The organism is Nostoc sp. DedQUE04 (assembly GCF_034530995.1).
In the GTDB taxonomy this organism is placed as follows: Bacteria; Cyanobacteriota; Cyanobacteriia; order Cyanobacteriales; family Nostocaceae; genus Nostoc.
In genome coordinates this window covers 78,452-98,985 of record NZ_JAVRCA010000001.1, presented here as the reverse complement: position 1 = coordinate 98,985, position 20,534 = coordinate 78,452, and the positions used below count along the sequence as shown (strand labels likewise).

Below are 20,534 nucleotides of genomic sequence, written 5' to 3'. Positions count from 1 at the left end.
TCACATCCAAGGCTGACGCTGGCTGTGGAATTTATGATATTTTCCTTTTGTGTATTTGTGGTTTAAAAACTATTTTTTAGCTATAAACCCGCAAAGACACAAAGAAAAGAATACATAATTAAAGTTCATCTGTGGTTTTTTGCCTAAGTCTCATGAATCGTCAGCTAGCTATTGAAGAACCGACATTTTCCCATCTACCAGTTTTACCGCAGGAAGTTATTGCAGGTCTAGCGGTATCTCCAGGAGGTCATTATCTTGATACGACGGTAGGCGGTGGAGGTCACAGCCGTTTGATTTTAGCAGCTGCACCAGATGTAAAATTAACGGCAATTGACCAAGATGAGGATGCTTTAGCCGCAGCAAGGAAAGAATTAGCAGAGTTTAGCGATCGCATACAATTTATTCATCGCAATTTTGCCGACTACGAATTTCCCCCCAACACTTTCGATGGTATTTTAGCTGATTTGGGGGTAAGTTCTTACCATTTAGACCAAGCAGAAAGGGGTTTCAGCTTTCGCCAAGCTGCAAATTTGGATATGCGAATGGATCGAGGGCGATCGCTAACTGCTGCTGATGTAATTAATAATTGGGATGAAGCAGAATTAGCTGATATTTTCTTTAAGTACGGTGAGGAGAGATTATCGCGGCGCATTGCCAGACGCATTGTAGAACGCCGACCGTTGCACACGACTACAGAATTAGCTGAAGCGATCGCTTCTTCAGTTCCCCCCAAATACCGTTATGGCAGAATTCACCCTGCTACCCGTGTTTTTCAAGCTCTGCGAATTGTCGTCAACGATGAGTTAAAATCCCTAGAAACCTTTTTAGATAAAGCCCCAAATGCCCTTGTCCCTGGCGGTAGAATTGCGATTATCAGTTTCCACAGTTTAGAAGACCGTCCGGTAAAGCATGGTTTGAGAAATTCACCTTTATTAAAAGTCTTGACAAAAAAGCCGATTATTGCACAAGAAGAGGAAATTAGTCAGAATCCGCGATCGCGATCGGCCAAACTGAGGATAGCCCAAAAGCTGCTGTAACTACAACGCAGCGTTAAAATACTCCATCTCAACGATCTGCTAATGTAGCGTTGTTGAAGAGTTAAAAAATAATAAATGGAAATTAGTAATCTGTTTACAGCAGGTGGCGTAGTCATGTGGCCTCTGCTGGCGTTCTCTTTGTTAGGGGTGGCGCTGATTATCGAACGTATCATTTTTTGGGTAAAGATAAATAATCGGCAAAACAAGGTGGTGCGAGAGGTGCTACACCTTTATCGCCTTGATAATGTCGTTAGTGCTTTAGATAAATTGCACAAAAATACTGATTTACCCCTGGCTCGAATTTTTTTAGCAGCTTTAGAATTAGAAGAGCCGACACCAGACGAATTTCGTTTGGCATTAGAAAGTGAAGCACAAGCCGAAATCCCTTTACTCAAGCGCTCCCAAAATATTTTTGAGACAATTATTGGTCTTGCGCCTTTGTTAGGACTTCTCGGCACTGTATTGGGATTAATTAACTCTTTTGCTTCTCTGAATATCGGAGATGTGGGAGGTAGTAAAACAACAGGTGTGACAGCTGGAATTAGTGAAGCTTTAGTATCTACAGCATCAGGGTTGGTAGTGGCAATCTTTACACTATTATTTGCCAATACCTTCCGCGGACTCTACCAGCGCCAGATTGCTTGGATTCAAGAATATGGCGGACAGTTAGAATTACTCTACCGTCGTCGCTACGAAAGAGGAGATAAATCATATCCGCCAAATAAATGAAGCAAAACTGGGTAATTGTAAATTAGCAATCAGTAATTGGGATTAATTCACTATTTGTTACTGAATTTTGCTCTAAAACTTTTGACTCTAATAGTATTCTAAAATGACGAATAGCTTTGTTCGCTACAGTTATTGAGGAAATATTCTATGACTATTTGGGTAAATGAGCAAATCGATCCGTCTGGGATGATTCATGCCTGTATTGCCACTCGTAATGAATCTCAAGCCAAAGATTGCCATGATTCATTTCAAAATAATTTGACTGAGAGGCAAAAAGCAGCAGGTTGGGTGGCACGATTGCGGACAGTCGATTCTTGGGATGAAGTGCCGGTGAATTCTTTAAAACTCAATTAATTGAGTGTTATAGAAATTAGGCTGCATAGCTGAAGTATTTTCTGGCAGACATAATTACTTTTGTTATTTTCTGCTTACTTCAACCTGCTTTGCTTTTTTGGGATTTCGATCGAACATATTTCATCTACGTAGGCGTAGCCCGTCATAGGCATCGCTTGTCTAACACACGCTGCATCTCTGCCAATACCTACAGCGATCGCAGCAAATTCCATGAGAACAGGTTAATAAAGAATAAAATTCAGATTAAATTTCTCAAATTATTATTAACTGCTTTCAAAAAAAGTAACATATTATAGAAAAGTGATGATTTTTCTTAACTTTTAAGAGGTATCATCTATACCGTAGATTAAATTCAAAAATTTGTATAAGCCGAATCAATTTAGTGAACTATCCCAAAGTTTACACTTCGGAGCAAGTCTGTCCCATTAATTTAGTTGGCGAAACAGGACAAGCGGTTCAAATTTCAATTCATGCTCCCAGCCAATATATCTGTGCCAACTGCGAACGGATATTACCAGATTGGAAACGGCAGCCATTTTTACGAGTAGTGATTGTATTACAACAATCGCGTTATCAATTAGTCGAAAAGACACTAGAAGTAGAGTCAGAGAAAGAACGCTTACGAGAAAAGTTTATGAGATTTGGCTGTGATTTAGCATTTAATCTGCGCGATCGCGGCTATTTAACCGATCTGATTGACCCTCGTACAGGCTATCCTTTACTTTCCCATCCCGGAGCAATTCCTCACGATGACACAGCAGTTGTCAAAGCTTTGCTCAACTATCCAGTGATTAAAAATCAATGCCGTGTGTTAGTTCATCCCGATTGGGGTGCAGCAGTTTATCCTAGCATTTTGATCTCAGAAGCTCCCCCAATTTTGATCGAATGGGTTACAAAAGGCGTAGCATCCATGCATGGGTGGAAAGAAATTAATTATTAGTCATTAGTCACTTGTACTGAGCGTAGTCGAAGTATTGGTCATTGGTCATTGGGTATGTAAAGACGTATATCAGCACTTGTGTCTCAAAAGAAGTTTTTCTAAGAAGCTAGGATAGTCAAAGCGATAGTGCGGCTTTTTACTTCTCTCTCATGAGTAGATGCTACGAAGCCAAACCGGGAAGAATGGTTTTTGGTTCCTGTTTGGGTAACATCTCAGGTTAATCGGCAGGTATTTCAAATTGATGATAATTTTACCCACTACTGTCAGAATAAACTTTTAGCCTGTAGCGAAGAGAATGGTACTTTAGCAGCATCTACGGGAATTATATAACTATAACTATCGGGAAAAATCCTGTTCCCAACTTTCTGCATATAAGTATGGCTGTTGCGATCGCAAAGCGTCTCTCGTTAGGACTGCGCGAAGTGTTTGCGTAGCGTCTCGTAGAGATGCAATCGCAGGGGTTTCAAGCTTTTTATATCTCGTTAGATAGTTAGATTTATTTGTGCTTACCTACCTTAGAAACCAAGTTGATTCTGAGCAAACTGAAATACTTGTTTTCTAGTTATGCTCAACCACAATTCCTATAAATACAAAATTTCCCATAGTTAATATATGAAAATATTAATTCAACACCGCCATTATGACAATGAGATTAGTGGAGTTTTAACTTATATTTATTCTATTATTCCTGAGTTGGAAGCCAGATTAATTGAAGTTAAAACTATTTCTACTAGACAAGATAATATCACTAAATGGTTTAGTTATATTGCTTGGGCAGATATAGTACACAAGAATTCTAACGATTTATTATTTACTTTTTTATGTAAAGCTTTGCGAAAAAAGATAATTATTAAATACCATTATTCTCTTTATCAATCTACTCATACTAGTTATGAGCAGATGAACTTGACACAACGTTTAAAAACTGAATTTAAACACACATTGCCAAAAGCTAATTATCCATTAAAGTGGAAATTACACACTTTTATCAAATGGGCACGCCTAAGCACCCGACTTTCTACTGCTTTCTTAGCCGATTATCATACAGCTTGTAGTAACTTTTTAGGAGAATCTTCTGCTTTTCCTTGGTCAGTTGATACTTTATATAATCCGATCGAAATCAAGTCGGAAACCCAGCTTAAAACTTTAGAAAATTTATCTCAACCATATAATTTTATTTTTGTCGGTAGATTAGCTACAGACAAAGGTGTAGATATTTTATTAAAAGCAGTGCGGATTTTACAAGATGAAAATAAAGAATTTAAAATTACTATTATTGGCGATGGCGAACAATCTCAGCAATTAAAACAGCTAACGTCTGATTTAGGGATTGCCAACAAAGTTAATTTTTTAGGTAAAGTTCCTCAAAAAGAAGTGCTTCTAAAAGTTCAAGATGCTTTGGCTTTAATTGCTCCATCTCGTTGGCAAGATCCGGCACCTTACGTAGTGCAAGAAGCCTCTAGCGTTCAAACCTGCTCGATTGTCTCAAAAATGGGAGGATTGTCAGAAGTAGGAGGGCCGCACAGCCTATTTTTTGAAAATGAAGATGCAGAAGAATTAGCCAAATGTATGCAATATTGCCTAGATAATCCAGATGAAGCAATTAATCGGGGTTTTCAGTCCAGCCAATACGTTGCACAAAAGTTTTCAGCAGCGCGTGCTGTTAATAGACTACTGGAAATTTGTAGCCAACTTACTCCTAAAGCATTGGTAACAAAATCTGATACATAATTGCCATTACAGGGTTGCTGTCCTGCAACAGGCTGATTGGAAGCTCTACCAATAGTACATAAGCCCTTCCTTATGGCCCAGAAAACACAGCTTGTTCTACATCATCCCGACTAAGAGAATACTTGAATGAGCGTTGGATATCTTGTCCATTTTCCCCAGATTGAAGATATCGCACTACAATTTGCTCAACATCAAGCCATAATTCAGCTTGCCAATTAGGTCGCTGTACACGCCAGCAATGCCTTTGTGTTTCATCTTGTTGACAGCCTTGGTCTTTTAGCCACTGCTCAATTTGTGGTAGGGGATGATTATATAAAGGAGTATCAGAGGGAAGAAGAGCCATAGGAATTTTTGATTTTGGATTAGGGAATTGTTTAATTTTTAATTATCGGATGGGCAATTAGTTGCGATATATAGCTAATTTGCTGTTGTACAGATGTATTTGGTTGCAGCAAATGGGAATGGATCGCAGCCTCGCCACGAGTTAAGCCAATGGCAACTGCTAATAACAGACAACCTACAAATGTTAACACCAGCATAAATAAAGCAAATATTTCGCCAGATGATAAGGGGCGATCGCTCGCATCGAGGTAAGCTGATTTTGACCAGTCATGAGAATGCGAGACGGGATGATTCAAATCAGGGGGTGGTTGAATCACTCCAAAGCGGGAATAGCCAATTTTCAAATCGTAGCTTAATCGGCGTTCTGGATGGCTCAGGGTCGCGTAAGCTTCGTTGATTTGCTGAAATTTGGGAGTGGCGATCGCAGTCGGCAAGTCTGTAGTATCAGGATGATAGCGTTTGCTCAGTTGCCGGTAAGCGCGACGAATGTCAATTACCGATGCCCAGGGATGCAGTCCTAGCAGAGAGTAATAAGTTGGTTCGCTGCTTTGTGGCATTGCCCCGTTTTGATTCACATCTGTTTGAGTCACTTTGCTCAAAGATATTTTTTATATTTTAAATCCTTTGTGAATTTCAGAAGACACAGCAGGTCTAGCATTTGATAAGATTGCTTAATAAAGCATTTAATTAGATGCGATGCAGATCAAAATTAATCTCGAAAATATTCAAACTCTTACCGACTTTAAGCGCAATGCCAAAGATTACGTAGAACGAATCAAAGCCACAAAGTCCCCACTTGTACTAACGGTGAATGGGAAAGCTGAGGTTGTGGTGCATGAAGCACAAGCGTTTCAGCAGATGATAGATGAACTCCACCGCCTTGAAGAAGAACTGCAAAAACTCAAGTTAGAAGCATTACGCAGCCAAATTGATATTGGTATAAAGCAACCCGATAGTGGACAGTATACTGAATATAACGACGAGTCACTTCTAGCTTTTTTTGCGAATATTAAAGCATGAGGACAGCAAAATTTGGCTAACAGCGATTCTGTGTGAGTCGATTTCGTATTTATACTCAAGAAGTGCAAGATATTGAGCTAACGGATTAAATCAGCACGGGGTTTAAAGGTTTCAATTTGCCGTAACTTTTCGTAAAGCTCCCGTTCTTCTTGACTAATATTTTTCGGTGTAACTATTTGAATTTCTACTAATTGATCGCCACGTTTTCCGTCATCATTAGGATAACCTTTATTACCTAGTCGAAATTTTTGACCAGACCTAACTCCAGGAGGGGTAGTCATTTTCACAGGGCCATCAAGAGTAGGTGCTTCTACCTGTCCTCCTAAAACTGCCTCGCTGGGAGTAACGGGTACTTGGCAGACAATATTTAAACCTTCTAGCTTAAATAATGGATGAGGTTCAACGGTAATTTTTAAGTATAGATCGCCACCACCAACGCCTTGGTTCCGCAAACGGATGGTTTGACCTGTTACCATACCTGGAGGCATATTAACTTCTAGCGATCGCCCATCTTCCAAACGAATGCGTTCATTACCACCTTGATAAGCTTTTTCTAGTGGAAGCGTTAATCTGGCTTCTATATCTCGGCGGGTGGTGCGAGGTGGGGGATTAACTGTGTAGGCAACTTTTGTTCTGGGGGAACGGAATGGATCGCTATTATTGCCATTACTGGAGTTATTTGCCGCACTCTTATTTTTGACACCAATAACTTGATTAATAAAGCTTTCAAAGTCGGAGAATTGGCTGGGATCTACATCTTGATTGCCGTTGCGATCGCTAGCGCCACTCTGCCAAGTTTTAGCCTTGGGTGTTTGTTTGTTGCCTGCAAAGCCTTTTTGCTTCCAGTAGCGGCTAAACTGATCGTACTGCGATCGCTTGGCTGGATCGGAAAGAACTTCATAAGCCTCGCCAATATCCTTAAATTTTTCCTCAGATTCTTTGTTACCCGGATTCAGATCGGGGTGATATTGCCTTGCTAACCGCCGATAAACCTTTTTAATTTCCTCACCGGAGGCATCTTTAGATACTCCTAAAATCTCATAGTAATCGCGAAAGTTCGGCAAATTTTGCATAGTTCAGTTATTTAAATTTTAGATTTTAGATGAATTAAAAGTGAGGAGTTAGGAGTTAGGAGTTAGGAGTTATGAGTTGAAATATTTATTTTTAACTCCTGTACAGACGCGATTAATCGCGTCTCTACTCCTAACTTTTCTTATAACCAATCATTGTCTTCTTCATCATCCCAGTTATCTTGGTAGCTGGGGCGGGATTTGCGTGGAGGACGGCTTTCATAAGCGGAAGAACGATTATCGCGGCTATAATCTCTGTCATAGTCTCTGCCATAATCTTTACTGTATGAGTCGCGTTCTCGATATGTATCTCTGGGAAATTCGCGTTCTCGTTCTTTATCACCGCCGGTAAAGATGTCACGGATAGTCCCAAACAAGTCATCGTCTTCATCTTCAGCATAAGTCTGGCGGACTTCCCGATTTAGCTCGTAGAGAGCATCTTGTAAGTCGGCGTAGGCTTGATCGATACCGCGATCGCTATTTTCCTGAAGACTCTCTTTCAGTTGTCGGCAAATATTATCAATTCTTTGGCGGCGGTTGCGGGCAAACTGCATACCAAATTCCAGCGCTACTTCTCTGAGTTGTCGTTCTGCTTGGAAAATCAATGCCTCAGAACGAGTCCGCTTTTCTATTCTTTCTTTACGTTCGCGATCGACATCGGCATATTTTTGAGCGTCTTGAATCATCCGATTCACTTCCGACTCGTTCAAAGTGGAAGCGCCTTGAATGGTGATACTCTGCTCTCGCCCTGTGGTTCTATCTAAGGCTGTTACCTGTAAAATACCATTAGCATCAATATCAAATGACACCTGAACTTGGGGAATTCCTCGTGGTGCTGGTGGGATGCCATAGAGCTTGAACCGTCCTAAAGACTTGTTGCTTGCTGCCATTTCCCGTTCGCCCTGGACTACGTGAATTTCCACAGTATTTTGGTTATTTTCAGACGTGGAAAAAATATCAGAACGACGTACTGGGATAGTGGTGTTGCGGGGGATAAGTTTTTTCATCACGCCGCCGATGGTTTCCAATCCCAAAGAGAGGGGTGTGACATCCAAAAGCAGCACATCTTTGAGTTCGCCTGCAAGAATACCTGCTTGAATTGCTGCACCCACTCCCACGACTTCATCAGGGTTAACGTTTTCGTTCGGTTCTGTACCAATCAAGTCCCGTACAAGCTGCTTTACCATTGGCATTCGTGTAGAACCGCCAACTAACACAACTTCTTCAATGTCTCTAGGTGAAAGTCCGGCATCTTTGAGAGCGCGTTTTACTGGTGTTCGCAATCTTCCCACCAAATCACCACACAAACCTTCAAACTGGGAACGAGTTAAACGAGTTTCGAGATGTTTAGGGCCATCTGCTGTGGCAGTGATGAAGGGTAAATTAATCTCGGTGACACTGACAGCAGAAAGCTCAATTTTGGCTTTTTCCGCCGCTTCCATCAGACGTTGTAAAGCTTGGCGATCGCGTCTTAAGTCTACCTCTTCTGTTTCCAGAAATTGCTCTGCTAACCAATCTACGATTATTTTGTCAAAGTCGTTCCCACCAAGTTGCGTATCTCCACTGGTAGCTTTGACTTCAAAAATCCCATCGCCTACTTCTAAAATCGACACGTCAAAGGTGCCACCACCCAAGTCAAATACTAAGATAGTTTCTGTGTCACCCCGATCTAATCCATAAGCCAAAGATGCCGCAGTCGGTTCATTGAGAATCCGCAACACTTCTAAACCAGCAATTCTGCCAGCATCGCGGGTTGCCTGCCGTTGAGAATCATTAAAATAGGCGGGTACTGTAATCACTGCCCCTGTGACTGGTTCACCCAAATAGCGGCTAGCATCGTCTGCCAATTTCTTCAGCACCATTGCCGAAATTTCTTCTGGGGCGAAATCTTTATTCAGACGAGGACAGGCAATTTTAATATTACCTACTTCGTCTTTGCGGATGGTGTAGGGTACACGCTTGGAATCTGCATTAAGTTCGCCATACTTCCGCCCAATGAAACGTTTAACTGCAAAAAAGGTATTTTGAGGATTGAGGACGGTTTGTCGCCGTGCCATTTGCCCAACCACCCTTTCACCTTCTTTGCTGAAACCAACTACGGAGGGGGTTGTTCGCATTCCTTCTGCATTGGCAATCACCACCGGCTTGCCACCCTCCATAACGGCGACTACTGAGTTGGTTGTACCCAAGTCGATGCCGACTACCTTGCCCATGCGTTACTCTTCTCCTAAAGTGTCTTATATATTTATTATGATTGGGCGGAACTACCTCTAGCTTTGTGCTACAAGATAAAAACACCTCAATGTATAATACCGATCATTAAGGCAGTAAGCTAAGAAGTGCAGCTAGAGGAGATAGTTGCAAGACTAGGATAGCATTGAGATGGTTGGTGTGCCCAAGCAGCCTCAATTCTTGATATCCCCCTACTTCTGTTTAAGTTATCTGCAAATTGGTAAGTTAAACTTAACAACGCTTGCTCTGCTTTTTTGAGTGCCTAAAAATTCTCATATTATTGCTACTACTTAAAAGATTTGAATTTAACAGAGCGATTACAGACTTCCCTGAGTGAGATAGCGCGAGAACGCGATCCTTACATGGCAACGGCTGGGCATTTTTTTGTCCAAGAATATATCCGCCAGCAATTTTCTCAATGGGGGAGTGTGGAAATCCACACCTTTGAAGTCAGAGGTAAAACTTGTAATAACTTGATATTAAATTTACCATCCCAAGCTAAAGGGCAAAAAAAGGATTTACTACCAATTTTAATTGGCGCTCATTATGATGGCGTTCCAGGAACAGTTGCGGCTGATGATAATGCTACAGGTGTCGCGGTGTTGCTGGAATTAGCGAGAAAATTTGCTGCCGAACCTGTGAGATACCCCTTAAGACTGGTTGCTTTCGATATGGAAGAATACGGCTTACTGGGTAGTGCTGACTATGCAGCCCTGTTGCATCAAGAAAAGCAACAGCTACGCTTAATGATCTCCCTAGAAATGCTGGGCTATAAAGATTCTACACCTGGTTCCCAAAGTTACCCCCCTCCTCTGGAACGCTTCTACCCAGATACAGGTGATTTTATTGCTTTAATTGGCAACTTGCGGACATTGCCTGACTTAATTGGCATGAGCCGTAATATTCGCAAAGCTGGCGTATCTAGTCAATGGCTACCCGTGCCGAATCGAGGTTTAATAGTTCCCCAAACCAGACTTAGCGATCATGCTCCATTTTGGGATTTGGGTTATCCGGCAATGATGGTGACAGATACGGCATTCTTGCGAAATCCACATTATCACAAAGCTAGTGATGCGATCGCTACTTTGGATTTAGATTTTCTGACTCGTGTATGTGAAGGTTTAGAAATTGCGATTCGGCGGTTGTGAAAGCGTGAGTCTTGCATTTTTCACCTCACTTACTTGTTACAAACTGCTATATATTCTTTTTTATTAATCAATATCTTCAACTTTTTTCAATTAGTTATACTATCTTGTTGATGCGATCGCGCATTAGGAGTCAAAGTAATTAAATCGTCAATATTACGCTTCATTGTCTCGCAAATTGCATCTAATGGTAAATCATTAGCGTCATAACCAAAGGGATTTTCTATCTCTAAGCCAATGGCTTCGATGCCAAACACAGTGAACCCAACCAAAGCAGAAATTAAACCTGTCCACCAACCGAGCTTCTCAACTATTTGAAATGGTAGCAGAAAACAATATAATATTAGCAATTGCTTCAAATGAAGGGCATAAGCAAGCGGCATAGGCGTTTTCAAAATACGTTCGCAAGCACCTAAATTATCCACAAGATTATTCAATAATTCTTGCATTGATGTTAGCTGGTAGCTATTAAGGCAATTACGATTATACTGTTCCTGTAAATAATCTCCTATCCAAAAGGCAACCTCTATAGGGGGATTATTCATAATCTTCAGTTTTATATACTTAGTAGATGGCATTAAATCTTCTAACTCGCTATTGACAGTTTCTCCTCGCAAATGTAATTTAGTTGTTACTGCAAAAGCCGCCAATAAGTTTAATGCCGTAATTTTCTTGTCTTTATCTTCTGGTAAAATTTCATCAACTGATACCCAAATTTGCCTTGCTAAATTTCGGGTGTTATTTACTATAGATCCCCAGCATTTTCTTCCTTCCCAAAATCGCTCATAAGCAGTATTTGTCCGAAAGACAAGTAACAAACCTAAAACAATACTAGGAATCACATTTGCTAAGATTGGCTGGGATACAGGTTTTTCAAAATGGTGAAGCAGAGAAATTAAAAATCCGAAAGCTCCACACCATAAAATATGTTTGAAAATTGCTTTCGTGACTGAACCTTTAGGTTGTAGTGCTGTGCGTAACAATTTGATTTTTTCGGCTATCATGTAGTCACCCTAATAAAATATTTATTGAACCGATACACTCAATATTTATTAGCTTAAAAATAATTATAAAAGTAGCATATTTAATAAAGAAATACTTCCAAAAATATTTTTGCTAAGAAAATATACTGGCGACAATGTATTCTAGCTTTTGCGATCCAATATTAACTCTGGTTAAAATCAGGATTTACACAGAGAGTTTTTTGATCGTCAATTAGATAGACATTATATAAAAGTCAAAAGCGATACATAAGCAGTAATTGTAAATAAATGTAAATATTTTTCTGTGGCTGCATAAACTCCACATTTTATCCCGATAAATCTATGGAAGAAAAGGTATACTCCTATCGTTAATGTTCATACAACATTAGTCGGTATTATGTACCTTAGTAAATCAAAAAGTTCTAGCCTGTAAAAATCCTGCCCTGTAGATTAAACATCTAGACATAACTTATTGGGTTATGTCTTTTTTGTTGTCGTTAGTCTCAAAACGTTGAATTTCAATCAAATAACCATCAGGATCGCGGAAAAAGCAATGGTAAATCTTGTACTTTTCATTTAGTGTCGGTGGCTTTTCAAATTCAACGCCACGTTTTTTGAGATATTCAAACCATTCATCCACTTGCTGTGTTACTAGGGTAAAAATAACACTTGATTGCTTTTCGGTTGGAGGACTTAATTTTTCACTTGCTTGACATAATCCTAAGTATCCAGAACCACTAACAGTATAAATTCGGCAGGTTCCTTGGTCAAGCCATAACTCCAAACCTAGCTTTTGTTCGTAGAATTCTGTAGATACATTGAGGTTATGGGTAGAAAAGAAGGTAACTTGTTGGTCGATTTGCGGATGAGTAGACATAAAACACATTTGAGTATATACCCTAACGACATCGGGCGATCGCAGATGTAAAAATTGATTGATGTTAGAAACCTGTTACTGCTCCAGAATGCCTTAAGTGCATCTGGAGTTTTTTTTTGAAAAAAGCCATAAAAATTTTCCCAATCATCCTGATATGGCAAAACATAGCTGAATAAGGATGCATACTGAATTATCTATATTTAACATGGGCATCACTTATTGATGTACCCCTTCTATCAAACAACTCTCGCAAAACAGCCTCAACTTATCTGGGGCTGTTTTGCGTTACTTCCAATAGAGAAGGAGTGTAATGAGAATCCTCAAACACTTTTATCTGTATTTGAGTGTATACCCTGATGACGTAGGTTTATCTCAAGGTGAAAATTTGGTATAGGTAAATGCGTATCTTTCCTGGCTCCAGATTTGTCACAAACATTTCTGGAGTTTTTATCATTACTGGAGTTTGAAATTAGCAATCTAATCTAAACTCTAATGAATATTTTATTTTGATTATGAACACGTATGTACTACTAATTAACGATTAAACTGTGCCAGTTGCGTAAGTCTTGTGGAATTAATACTATTTAGGTATTAATTATATATGTATGAAGTTGGATGTAATTAAGAAAAAAATTAAGAAATCAAATTTATCTAATCACTCAAAAGCTTTACCAGTAAAGGTTTAAAGTAGGTACGACCGTGAAAGGTGATTGCGTGGTCGAAGTCAGCGCAATGACCCTTAGTTTACATATACCAGAACTTCAAATGAGTAACCTCAATTTCTATTTTTTCAGTTAGTTGGTGGAGAAAGTACAACCAATCTTTCAAATTCGAGCAATTGTCGCTGTTCGTTGGTTAGAAAAATGTACCCAGTGATATAATTCTGTCCATTATAAAGTGGGTAAAATCTGCTGCCATTAGGCACAGTTTTATCAACTATTTGTAGAATTAAACTAAATAGCCTGCGATCATCGACAAAATCATCTTTAAACTCAAGCTTTGTACTATATATTTTGCCATTAACTTTAAAAGAAACTTCAGCAGCTTGGTTATTTTGCCATTCAAATAAAATATCAGTTGGAGCAAAATTCCCTCGTGAAAATTTTGCAAATTTATGGATAAGCCGCTTATAACTATCTTCTCTAGAAGTTGCTTCCAAATCAATAGTAGGAACAAAAGTATCAAAAACTTGCAATAATTGATAGTAGTTAGTAATATAACTTTGTCTAATATTATCTTTACTTACATTTATTTGTTGAGGTGTTAAGTGATTTAATAATCCAATTTTACCTAAAAGTACAATAACTTCTTCTATCCGGTCTGTTGTTAATTCTTTCTCTTGTTCGTTAAGATTATTTAGATTAAAAATATATGATTTCTCTAAAAATAATTTAAATTGCTTGTTTGTAAGTGTGATAAATCCAAAAGTGTTACTATTTTCTAGCGCTGATAAACCTATTAGTTCGTCACTAACAACTCCTATATCATAAAGTCGATACGACGAACCCATATCCCGCAGTATTTTATTAAATAAGAAAAAAAATTCTCTTCTATCAGCGATAGGTATAGAAAATTCGTTTTTGATAACTGGATATAAATTATATTGATATTTTCTCCCATTGGTATATATTGAAAATATCATTGGAGCATCAATCGAAAAACTATCAATTTTAATGTTTGCTATGCCTGATTGATGCAGCATACTAACAATGCATTGATAAATTGTTGGTAAGTACTCATATAATTTTTTAGAGTAATCTTTGAGGTCAAAAATTACTGCATTATTAAAGTACTTAAATAACTGAATATTACTAGTAATATTTTCTGCTTGGATATCTTGTATTAGTTTGGTATAACCATCAGCAGACAATATACTATTAGAACGCAAGGTTTTAAGGTGAGGTTCTAAATCCTTCAGTTGTAAATTCTCATAAACCCTCATTTGATTTTCAGCTTGCTGAAATAAATCGATATCCATTTTGATATAACTAGCTTTAACCTCTGTTTCTAGTCGTTGATAAACACGTTCGGTAATAACTCCCGACTGTTTGAGATCATGCAACAGTTGCAGTAGTTCTAAGCGCATTTCCTCAGTCAACTCAGTGAGGGGTTCAAATACAATAGCAACTCTAAATAACTTAGGAAAATCAGGGCTAAGTCGGCGCTTTCTTGCCTCCTGTGCAAGTTCATCGAGCAACATCGAACGGCTAGGTATTTCACCTTCTGTCATTGAAAACTGTATCTGCTGGTACGTTTCTTCCGACATTAAGTTTAAGTTACGAAGGTTACGTGCTATGTCTGATATAGACACCATATTTTTAGAATTAGCATTATGAGATTGGGCAATTAGCTGATTAAGTGGAAATACTGTAAAAATAATTATTAATAAAACACTAAGCAACTGCTTAATAAACCACAATACTAAATAATTTTTTTTTGCATTAGCTACAGATTACAAGTGTATGCAATGTTTACTGATACATTTATAACAAAATTTTACTATTACCATTTTTATTATATGGATTTTTATTTGATTACGTGAAAAAATGAGTAATAGCAATATGAAGTAAATTAGAAGTGAGTCTGCATCTACCCTTATTGATTAGACTCAGAAGAAAAGAGTTAAGCGATCGCACTTCTAATTGGGACTCAATCAAAGTGCGATCGCAGTAAATATAAATGTTTATTTCGTTGTATATGTTACAAAAATATCCTTTTTCATTTCAACTTCTGCCGGTGCTTCTGGATCGTAAGCTGGTGATAATAAAAAACTAGCAAACGACGGCAAAGGAACTCCAGTTTTAGAACTACATGAAGGATAAAATAATGTGTAAAATGGCTCGGCGACAGAAGGAGTACTAAGTTTAACTTCCATTGCAGATGCTAAAGCCTGGGCGCGGCTTTGAGCATCTTTCATCGCTGATTGATAAACTGAACTCTGCAAAGCTTGACAGTCATTTACTGCATAGTCAACACCCACACTCTTGACAGAAAGGTTTTCAATTTGGCTCGTGGACTTGTTCGCTGTAGCAACAATTTCCTGGACGCGATCGCGCGTTGGTTTTTCTAGTCTCACCAATATCTTGGCGTTATTTTCACTGGAATTAGGATTAATTTGCACTTGAATTTTATCAGCCTTAATGCCTTTAGCAACTAAGCTATCCACTACAGGCTGAAGAGTTGCTTTAGTTAGGGATTTTTTGTTTGGTAAAGGTTCTGCTGCTGTTTTGTAATTAAAAAGTAGAGTTGGTGAGGATATGCGGCGGGTTTCTGGGAAGGATGATGGTTGCGTTTGTAACTCATCATTACTACCTCCACTACTGAATACCAACTCAATATCCGCTGTATCTGCTGGCACTCTCACTACCCCTTGACCGATTACCATTAATGAATGGCGATCGCTTGCTGGTGGGTAAAACAATTGGGCATTAGTCACTTTGGGTGTTAATGCCCCTACCCCGGCAGTCACGGTAATACTTAGCATTAGAGCAGTTATTTTTCTCATATCCTGGGAATATCCTTTGAACTTAGTGATTGTCAAAGTTTACACTTCAAGAGGAATCTACTTAAAAAAATATTGAGCTAATCCCACAGCCTTTAGTCGTGGGATTAACTCAAAAATTCAAAATTCACTGCGGACGTTATTGATATCTCAGCAGAGAGCCAAATCTTGTTAGAACTATTAACCAAACCAGTGAGAGGGTTCACAAGCTGGTTGAACTGTTTCACAAACACGATGGCTAATCCAATCTGACTTTTCTTGAACGATTAGACAAATGCCTTGGTGAATCAAATTCTGTAAATGTAGTTGCTGCTCTAAAGGTTTACGAGGCAATTTGTAATAAGCCAAGCTTCCTTGTTCGGCCTCCCCTGAAATCTGTTCATCAGACACGATGCTGTAAAAGGAGGGAATGCGGTTGAGGACGAAATTAATTAGCTCTTGGCGTAAATCAGGAATCGCAAAGGCTTGTTGATATGGATGGGATGGATATGTATTCAAAATACTTTCAATTTCTCCCACTATTGATTGTTGTGTTAAATTGACTACCGTTTTCATGGTTTTTAAACTCCTTTTTTAATCAAGTCAATGGTTGGTGGAGAGAATAACTTTTTTAGATGACAAAGTCGTGATGACAATCAGTTAAAAGTAATTAAACTTACAGATGCAATCAACCCCAAAACTAGCCTCTTATCTTGGTACAATCTCAGACATTTGGCTTTGCTTATTTTAGTTAAAGTTTATACTGTTTTACAGCATTACTTATTAAAATAGCGTCCCATAAGCTGGTAAGTTATCAGCATTTTATATTTATAATCCTAATTATTTCAAATTTGTGCCTTTTTGGCAGAAATCTACATAAAACGCAGTACAAAGACTAGGGGATCAAGGTTAACAGCAGTTAAATAACCTGAATTAGGAACAAATTTTTCATTAAGTTAAGCTTTTTGGCTAATCTGCATCACTTTTTAGGTTCGCAGCAAAATTTGCTATTTCATCTAAAAAACTTATTTATTGCACTTTGATTTAGCAGTCAGAAAAATAGCGACTCACTATAGTGCAGGATCAGTCTAGCGACAGATGAAATGATTGGGCAAAAACGTTTAAAAAGTTCACATTATCAAAAGATAGATGATGTAACTGATGATTAATTTCATCAGCCGCAGCTAATCCAGAAAGCATCGCACCTTCGACAAGATTGCCGCCACACCAATCACCACAGCAAACTAAAGGTAAGGGAGTTCCAGCAGACAAAAAAGCTTCGTGCCAAGGACGGCTAGGAAAGGCATAACGCCAACGATGTACTTGCATCCATTTGGGAGTATTTAGCCAAGGAAGGGACAGAGATTCAGCTGCTCGTTGCAACATATATTGTCCGGCAGGTTGTAAATCCTGTGATTCTAGATGACTTTGAGCAAAATCAGCGCTACTTTGCACCACAAAATGTGGTTGTTGAGGGTTAGGACGCTTGCTACTGTCCAAACCAATCCATGCTAAATCAGCATCATCCACAAAAGTTAAAGCTTTCCACTGAGGGAGAGGTTGAGATGTAGAAGGATATCCAGCGATCGCACTAATTGAAGGATAAAATTCTACAGAACGCAAGTTATCAAGAAAGGCTGCATCCAATACACTCTCACCCAAAGATTCCAATAACATCACTGCTTGGGGTGCAGGAATAGCGACAACTATAGCTTTTGCAGTTAATTCTTCATTACTAGATTCCAGAGTCAGACGCCAGCTATCTTCGGAAGTTGGAGTAATAGCGATGACACGCTGATTCAGTAATATTTCTAAACCTGGAGCGAGGGATTTAGCGATCGCACTCATTCCCGCAGGCGCAACATAACGCGGACTGCGGTTTTTCGGTTCAGATAAAGGAGCGCCTGTTGTAAGTTCGTAAACCTCATCTGTCCAAACTTTTAGGATATGGCGCGATCGCAATATCTCTACAAAACGTCTAAATAATTCACCCTTTGGCTTCAGGTAACAAGCCCCATGATCCGCCAAAGTTCCATGCAAGCGGCGTGTAGCCAGTCTTCCTCCCAAACCACGCGACTTTTCCACCACTACCACCGAATATCCAGCTTGACTTAACTGCTGGGCACAGACTAAACCGGCAATTCCGGCACCAATTATTGCAATATCAGTCATGAGTCAATAGTCCTTAGTTATTCGTCCTTAGTCATTATTTATCAAATGACCAAGGACGAATAACAAAGGACAAAATAGCTAATAGTAGAATAAGGTACAGAAAGCTGCACGGAAGGGAGGAAGGGAAATTGGATGAAATGAGGGCGGCGCTAGAGTTAGCGACCGAAGAAGAATTGCAAGATTTAACGGCAATTTTATTTAGTCGTAAGTTCAATCCCTTAGACTATGTACACACACCCGAACCCATCGAAGTGCAAAGCCAAGACCGCAAAGCTTGGTTAGATGCACTAGAGGGCCGCTTTCGTTTTTTGGCGGCAGATGGGATGACAGTATTACGAGGACGCACAGGACAGGTAACTTACCGACAAGCGTTAGTTCAAGTATGTAAGTATCTAAAAATTCCCTATTCTCATCAGCTGGCAACTATTGATTTAGAAGCAGAAGTCTTTTTGCATCTACTAGGACAGGTGTGGAAAAAATTGCCGGAACAAGAAAAACAAAAATTGACTGTACAAGTGCAGCGCCAGCTGCTCAAATCAGAATTAAAACAACCTTTACCACTTTTATTACAACGCGACCCCTTGGGGTTACTTTTCAAAGGCGGTAGTGCGATCGCGATTACTTCTCTTCTCCAGCCGCTTGTACTTAAGCAAATTGCCCGTCAATTCGCCATCCACTTTGCTACTTATGAAGTAGCCAAACAAGCGGCAATTACAGGCTCAGAAGCAGCTGCAACGCAATTTCAAAGCTATGTAGCAATGCAAATGGCGCAACGGGGTATGACAGTGAGTGCAGCTCGTTATGGGGCAGCCCGCACGATGTTTGCCGTGATTGGGCCAATGATGTGGACTTGGTTTATTGCAGATTTGGGCTGGAGAGCGATCGCTACTAACTATGGTCGAATCATCCCCACTATCTTCGCCTTAGCTCAAATTCGCCTCACTCGTGAGGAATGTTGGGAGCCAGCTTGAACAAGGTTTTTGAATATTTCAAGTCTCGTTGGCAATCTTCTTGGAACTACTCTCTATGGGCACTGTTAATCTTCCCATTGAGTCCTTTTGTGGGGGCTGTAACTGTAGGTTTTGTCTCATTAATAACTTGGCTGAAACAATCCCGCAAAATTAATCGCCGCCCCCTCAACTGGGGATTTGCCCTGTTGAGTGTATTACTGATCGTGAGTGCTGGGTTTGCCCAAGACAAAACAGCAGCTTTCCTCGGCTTATTTAATTTATTACCATTCTTTTTACTTTTCGCTGCCCATAGCGCTCTGATTCAAACATTTGCTCAATTGCGGCAAATGGCTTGGGCTTTAGCGATCGGTTCTATGCCTGTAGCAATTATGGGCTTGGGACAATTATTTTTCGGCTGGAGTTTCAAGTTTCAGTTTGTGTGGGTTGTGTTTAGTTGGACAATCACACCAGGCGGAAACCCACCAGGTCGTATCGCTTCACTTTTCTTGCACGCTAATACCTTCGCAGCTTATCTAGTAATAGTTTTCATCCTTAGTCTAGGGTTGTGGATCGAGCAATGGCGATTAGGGATGAGGTATTGGGGATTAAGCATAAGAGGCAGAGGGGCAGAGGGGCAGAGGGGCAGAGGGGAAAGACTTACTGCGCCCCACTCTCCAATTCCCTTTCTCTTCCTAACGTTGGCGGTAATTACAAATTTCATTGCCTTGATTTTTACCAACTCACGTAATGGGTGGGCGATCGCTATTTTTGCCTGTTTAGCTTATGCACTCTACCAAGGTTGGCGCATTCTTGTAGGTAGCGTTGCTGCGATCGTCTCTAGTATTCTTTTGGCAGCTTTTGCTCCCTCATCAGTCGCTCACATTTTTCGCTTCGTAGTTCCTGCCTTCTTTTGGGCAAGGTTAAATGACGATATGTATCCAGATAGACCAGTCGCTTTAATGCGAAAAACTCAGTGGGAGTTTGCCTGGTCTTTAGCTCAACAACATCCTTGGACTGGCTGGGGGTTACGCAGTTTTAGTACACTTTACAAAGCAAAGATGCAGATTCCCTTGGGTCATCCCCATAACTTGTTTTTGATGTTATCTGCTGAAACAGGTTTTCCCAGTACTTGTTTATTTTGTGGCTTACTAGCTTGGATTGTGATTACAAGTGTCCAATTACTGCAAAATTCAAAATATATAGATGCAGGAGACAAATTAATATTTTTCAGTTATCTTCTGTCCTTTGTTGGGTGGATTTTATTGAATACAGTAGATGTAACTCTCTTTGATTTTCGTTTGAATGCGCTTTCATGGCTAATTTTGGCTGCTATTGTTGGAGTGGTACATCGCGATCGCGATAAAGACAAGCTTGCATCTCGTCAAAATTAACTATTAGTTTTTTCAGTGTATGCACTGGGGACATTGAGAGTTTTAAGTTAATAAGATTGTTATATTCACGTCTGTGAGTG

21 protein-coding genes are annotated in these 20,534 nt (G+C 39.6%); 10 read left to right on the top strand and 11 right to left on the bottom strand.

Going from position 1 to position 20,534, the window contains the following annotated elements; genetic code table 11:
- The first annotated feature begins 152 nt into the window (after positions 1–152).
- The 3 genes from rsmH (at position 153) to RM049_RS00440 (ending at position 2,120) form a co-directional block, all read left to right on the top strand.
- Positions 153–1,037, top strand: a complete 885-nt coding sequence (rsmH, locus tag RM049_RS00450; protein WP_322702787.1) for a 16S rRNA (cytosine(1402)-N(4))-methyltransferase RsmH — start codon at positions 153–155, stop codon at positions 1,035–1,037.
- A gap of 75 nt (positions 1,038–1,112) precedes the next feature.
- A complete protein-coding gene (locus RM049_RS00445) occupies positions 1,113–1,766 on the top strand; it encodes a MotA/TolQ/ExbB proton channel family protein (protein WP_322685386.1) in 654 nt (217 codons plus the stop codon).
- A gap of 147 nt (positions 1,767–1,913) precedes the next feature.
- Positions 1,914–2,120 (top strand): glycogen debranching protein, encoded by a 207-nt coding sequence (locus tag RM049_RS00440; protein ID WP_194046500.1) that lies wholly within the window; start codon positions 1,914–1,916, stop codon positions 2,118–2,120.
- A 74-nt stretch (positions 2,121–2,194) separates the two neighbouring features.
- Here the strand turns inward: RM049_RS00440 and RM049_RS00435 are convergent, their stop codons facing one another.
- Entirely contained in the window at positions 2,195–2,332 is a 138-nt protein-coding gene (locus RM049_RS00435; protein ID WP_322702786.1) for a hypothetical protein, read from the bottom strand.
- A 170-nt stretch (positions 2,333–2,502) separates the two neighbouring features.
- On the opposite strand from RM049_RS00435, the gene RM049_RS00430 reads away from it, so the two are divergent.
- From RM049_RS00430 to RM049_RS00420, 3 genes are all read left to right on the top strand, one after another.
- Entirely contained in the window at positions 2,503–3,060 is a 558-nt protein-coding gene (locus RM049_RS00430) for a methylmalonic aciduria and homocystinuria type D protein (protein WP_322702785.1), read from the top strand.
- A 189-nt stretch (positions 3,061–3,249) separates the two neighbouring features.
- Positions 3,250–3,390, top strand: a complete 141-nt coding sequence (locus tag RM049_RS00425) for a hypothetical protein (protein ID WP_322702784.1) — start codon at positions 3,250–3,252, stop codon at positions 3,388–3,390.
- Between the two features lie 282 nt (positions 3,391–3,672).
- Positions 3,673–4,791 (top strand): glycosyltransferase, encoded by a 1,119-nt coding sequence (locus RM049_RS00420; protein ID WP_322702783.1) that lies wholly within the window; start codon positions 3,673–3,675, stop codon positions 4,789–4,791.
- Between the two features lie 70 nt (positions 4,792–4,861).
- Here RM049_RS00420 and RM049_RS00415 read toward each other — a convergent pair whose 3' ends face one another.
- Together RM049_RS00415 and RM049_RS00410 are read right to left on the bottom strand one after the other, a co-directional pair.
- Positions 4,862–5,134 (bottom strand): DUF3143 domain-containing protein, encoded by a 273-nt coding sequence (locus RM049_RS00415; RefSeq protein WP_322668492.1) that lies wholly within the window; start codon positions 5,132–5,134, stop codon positions 4,862–4,864.
- A gap of 31 nt (positions 5,135–5,165) precedes the next feature.
- Positions 5,166–5,690 (bottom strand): J domain-containing protein, encoded by a 525-nt coding sequence (locus RM049_RS00410; protein ID WP_322673320.1) that lies wholly within the window; start codon positions 5,688–5,690, stop codon positions 5,166–5,168.
- 139 nt (positions 5,691–5,829) lie between these two features.
- Here RM049_RS00410 and RM049_RS00405 point away from each other — a divergent pair, with 139 nt between their 5' ends.
- Positions 5,830–6,153 (top strand): type II toxin-antitoxin system Phd/YefM family antitoxin, encoded by a 324-nt coding sequence (locus RM049_RS00405; RefSeq protein ID WP_322702782.1) that lies wholly within the window; start codon positions 5,830–5,832, stop codon positions 6,151–6,153.
- 77 nt (positions 6,154–6,230) lie between these two features.
- On the opposite strand, the gene RM049_RS00400 is transcribed toward RM049_RS00405, so the two are convergent.
- Entirely contained in the window at positions 6,231–7,226 is a 996-nt protein-coding gene (locus RM049_RS00400; RefSeq protein WP_322673293.1) for a J domain-containing protein, read from the bottom strand.
- A gap of 140 nt (positions 7,227–7,366) precedes the next feature.
- Positions 7,367–9,436, bottom strand: coding sequence for a molecular chaperone DnaK (dnaK, locus tag RM049_RS00395; RefSeq protein ID WP_322685382.1), 2,070 nt, complete (start codon positions 9,434–9,436; stop codon positions 7,367–7,369).
- 318 nt (positions 9,437–9,754) lie between these two features.
- On the opposite strand from dnaK, the gene RM049_RS00390 reads away from it, so the two are divergent.
- On the top strand, positions 9,755–10,603 hold the full coding sequence (locus RM049_RS00390) for a M28 family peptidase (RefSeq protein ID WP_322702781.1): 849 nt from the start codon (positions 9,755–9,757) through the stop codon (positions 10,601–10,603).
- A gap of 86 nt (positions 10,604–10,689) precedes the next feature.
- Here RM049_RS00390 and RM049_RS00385 read toward each other — a convergent pair whose 3' ends face one another.
- The 6 genes from RM049_RS00385 to RM049_RS00360 all read right to left on the bottom strand — a co-directional run bounded on the left by RM049_RS00385 (position 10,690) and on the right by RM049_RS00360 (position 18,113).
- Positions 10,690–11,604, bottom strand: coding sequence for a bestrophin family protein (locus tag RM049_RS00385; RefSeq protein WP_322673290.1), 915 nt, complete (start codon positions 11,602–11,604; stop codon positions 10,690–10,692).
- 448 nt (positions 11,605–12,052) lie between these two features.
- A complete protein-coding gene (locus RM049_RS00380; protein WP_322702779.1) occupies positions 12,053–12,460 on the bottom strand; it encodes a VOC family protein in 408 nt (135 codons plus the stop codon).
- 790 nt (positions 12,461–13,250) lie between these two features.
- Complete coding sequence (locus RM049_RS00375) at positions 13,251–14,690, bottom strand: hypothetical protein (RefSeq protein WP_322702778.1); 1,440 nt, start codon at positions 14,688–14,690, stop codon at positions 13,251–13,253.
- 453 nt (positions 14,691–15,143) lie between these two features.
- Complete coding sequence (locus tag RM049_RS00370) at positions 15,144–15,944, bottom strand: SIMPL domain-containing protein (protein WP_322702777.1); 801 nt, start codon at positions 15,942–15,944, stop codon at positions 15,144–15,146.
- 198 nt (positions 15,945–16,142) lie between these two features.
- On the bottom strand, positions 16,143–16,517 hold the full coding sequence (locus RM049_RS00365; protein ID WP_322702776.1) for a hypothetical protein: 375 nt from the start codon (positions 16,515–16,517) through the stop codon (positions 16,143–16,145).
- 507 nt (positions 16,518–17,024) lie between these two features.
- Positions 17,025–18,113, bottom strand: coding sequence for an NAD(P)/FAD-dependent oxidoreductase (locus RM049_RS00360; RefSeq protein ID WP_322702775.1), 1,089 nt, complete (start codon positions 18,111–18,113; stop codon positions 17,025–17,027).
- Between the two features lie 128 nt (positions 18,114–18,241).
- Between RM049_RS00360 and RM049_RS00355 the strand changes: the two genes are divergently transcribed.
- Both RM049_RS00355 and RM049_RS00350 read left to right on the top strand, forming a co-directional pair.
- Positions 18,242–19,084 (top strand): YaaW family protein, encoded by an 843-nt coding sequence (locus tag RM049_RS00355; RefSeq protein WP_322673284.1) that lies wholly within the window; start codon positions 18,242–18,244, stop codon positions 19,082–19,084.
- Positions 19,066–20,454: an O-antigen ligase family protein gene (locus tag RM049_RS00350; protein WP_322702774.1), complete on the top strand. Its 1,389-nt coding sequence runs from the start codon at positions 19,066–19,068 to the stop codon at positions 20,452–20,454. Before RM049_RS00355 ends, RM049_RS00350 begins: the two co-directional genes overlap by 19 nt.
- Positions 20,455–20,534 lie beyond the last annotated feature (80 nt).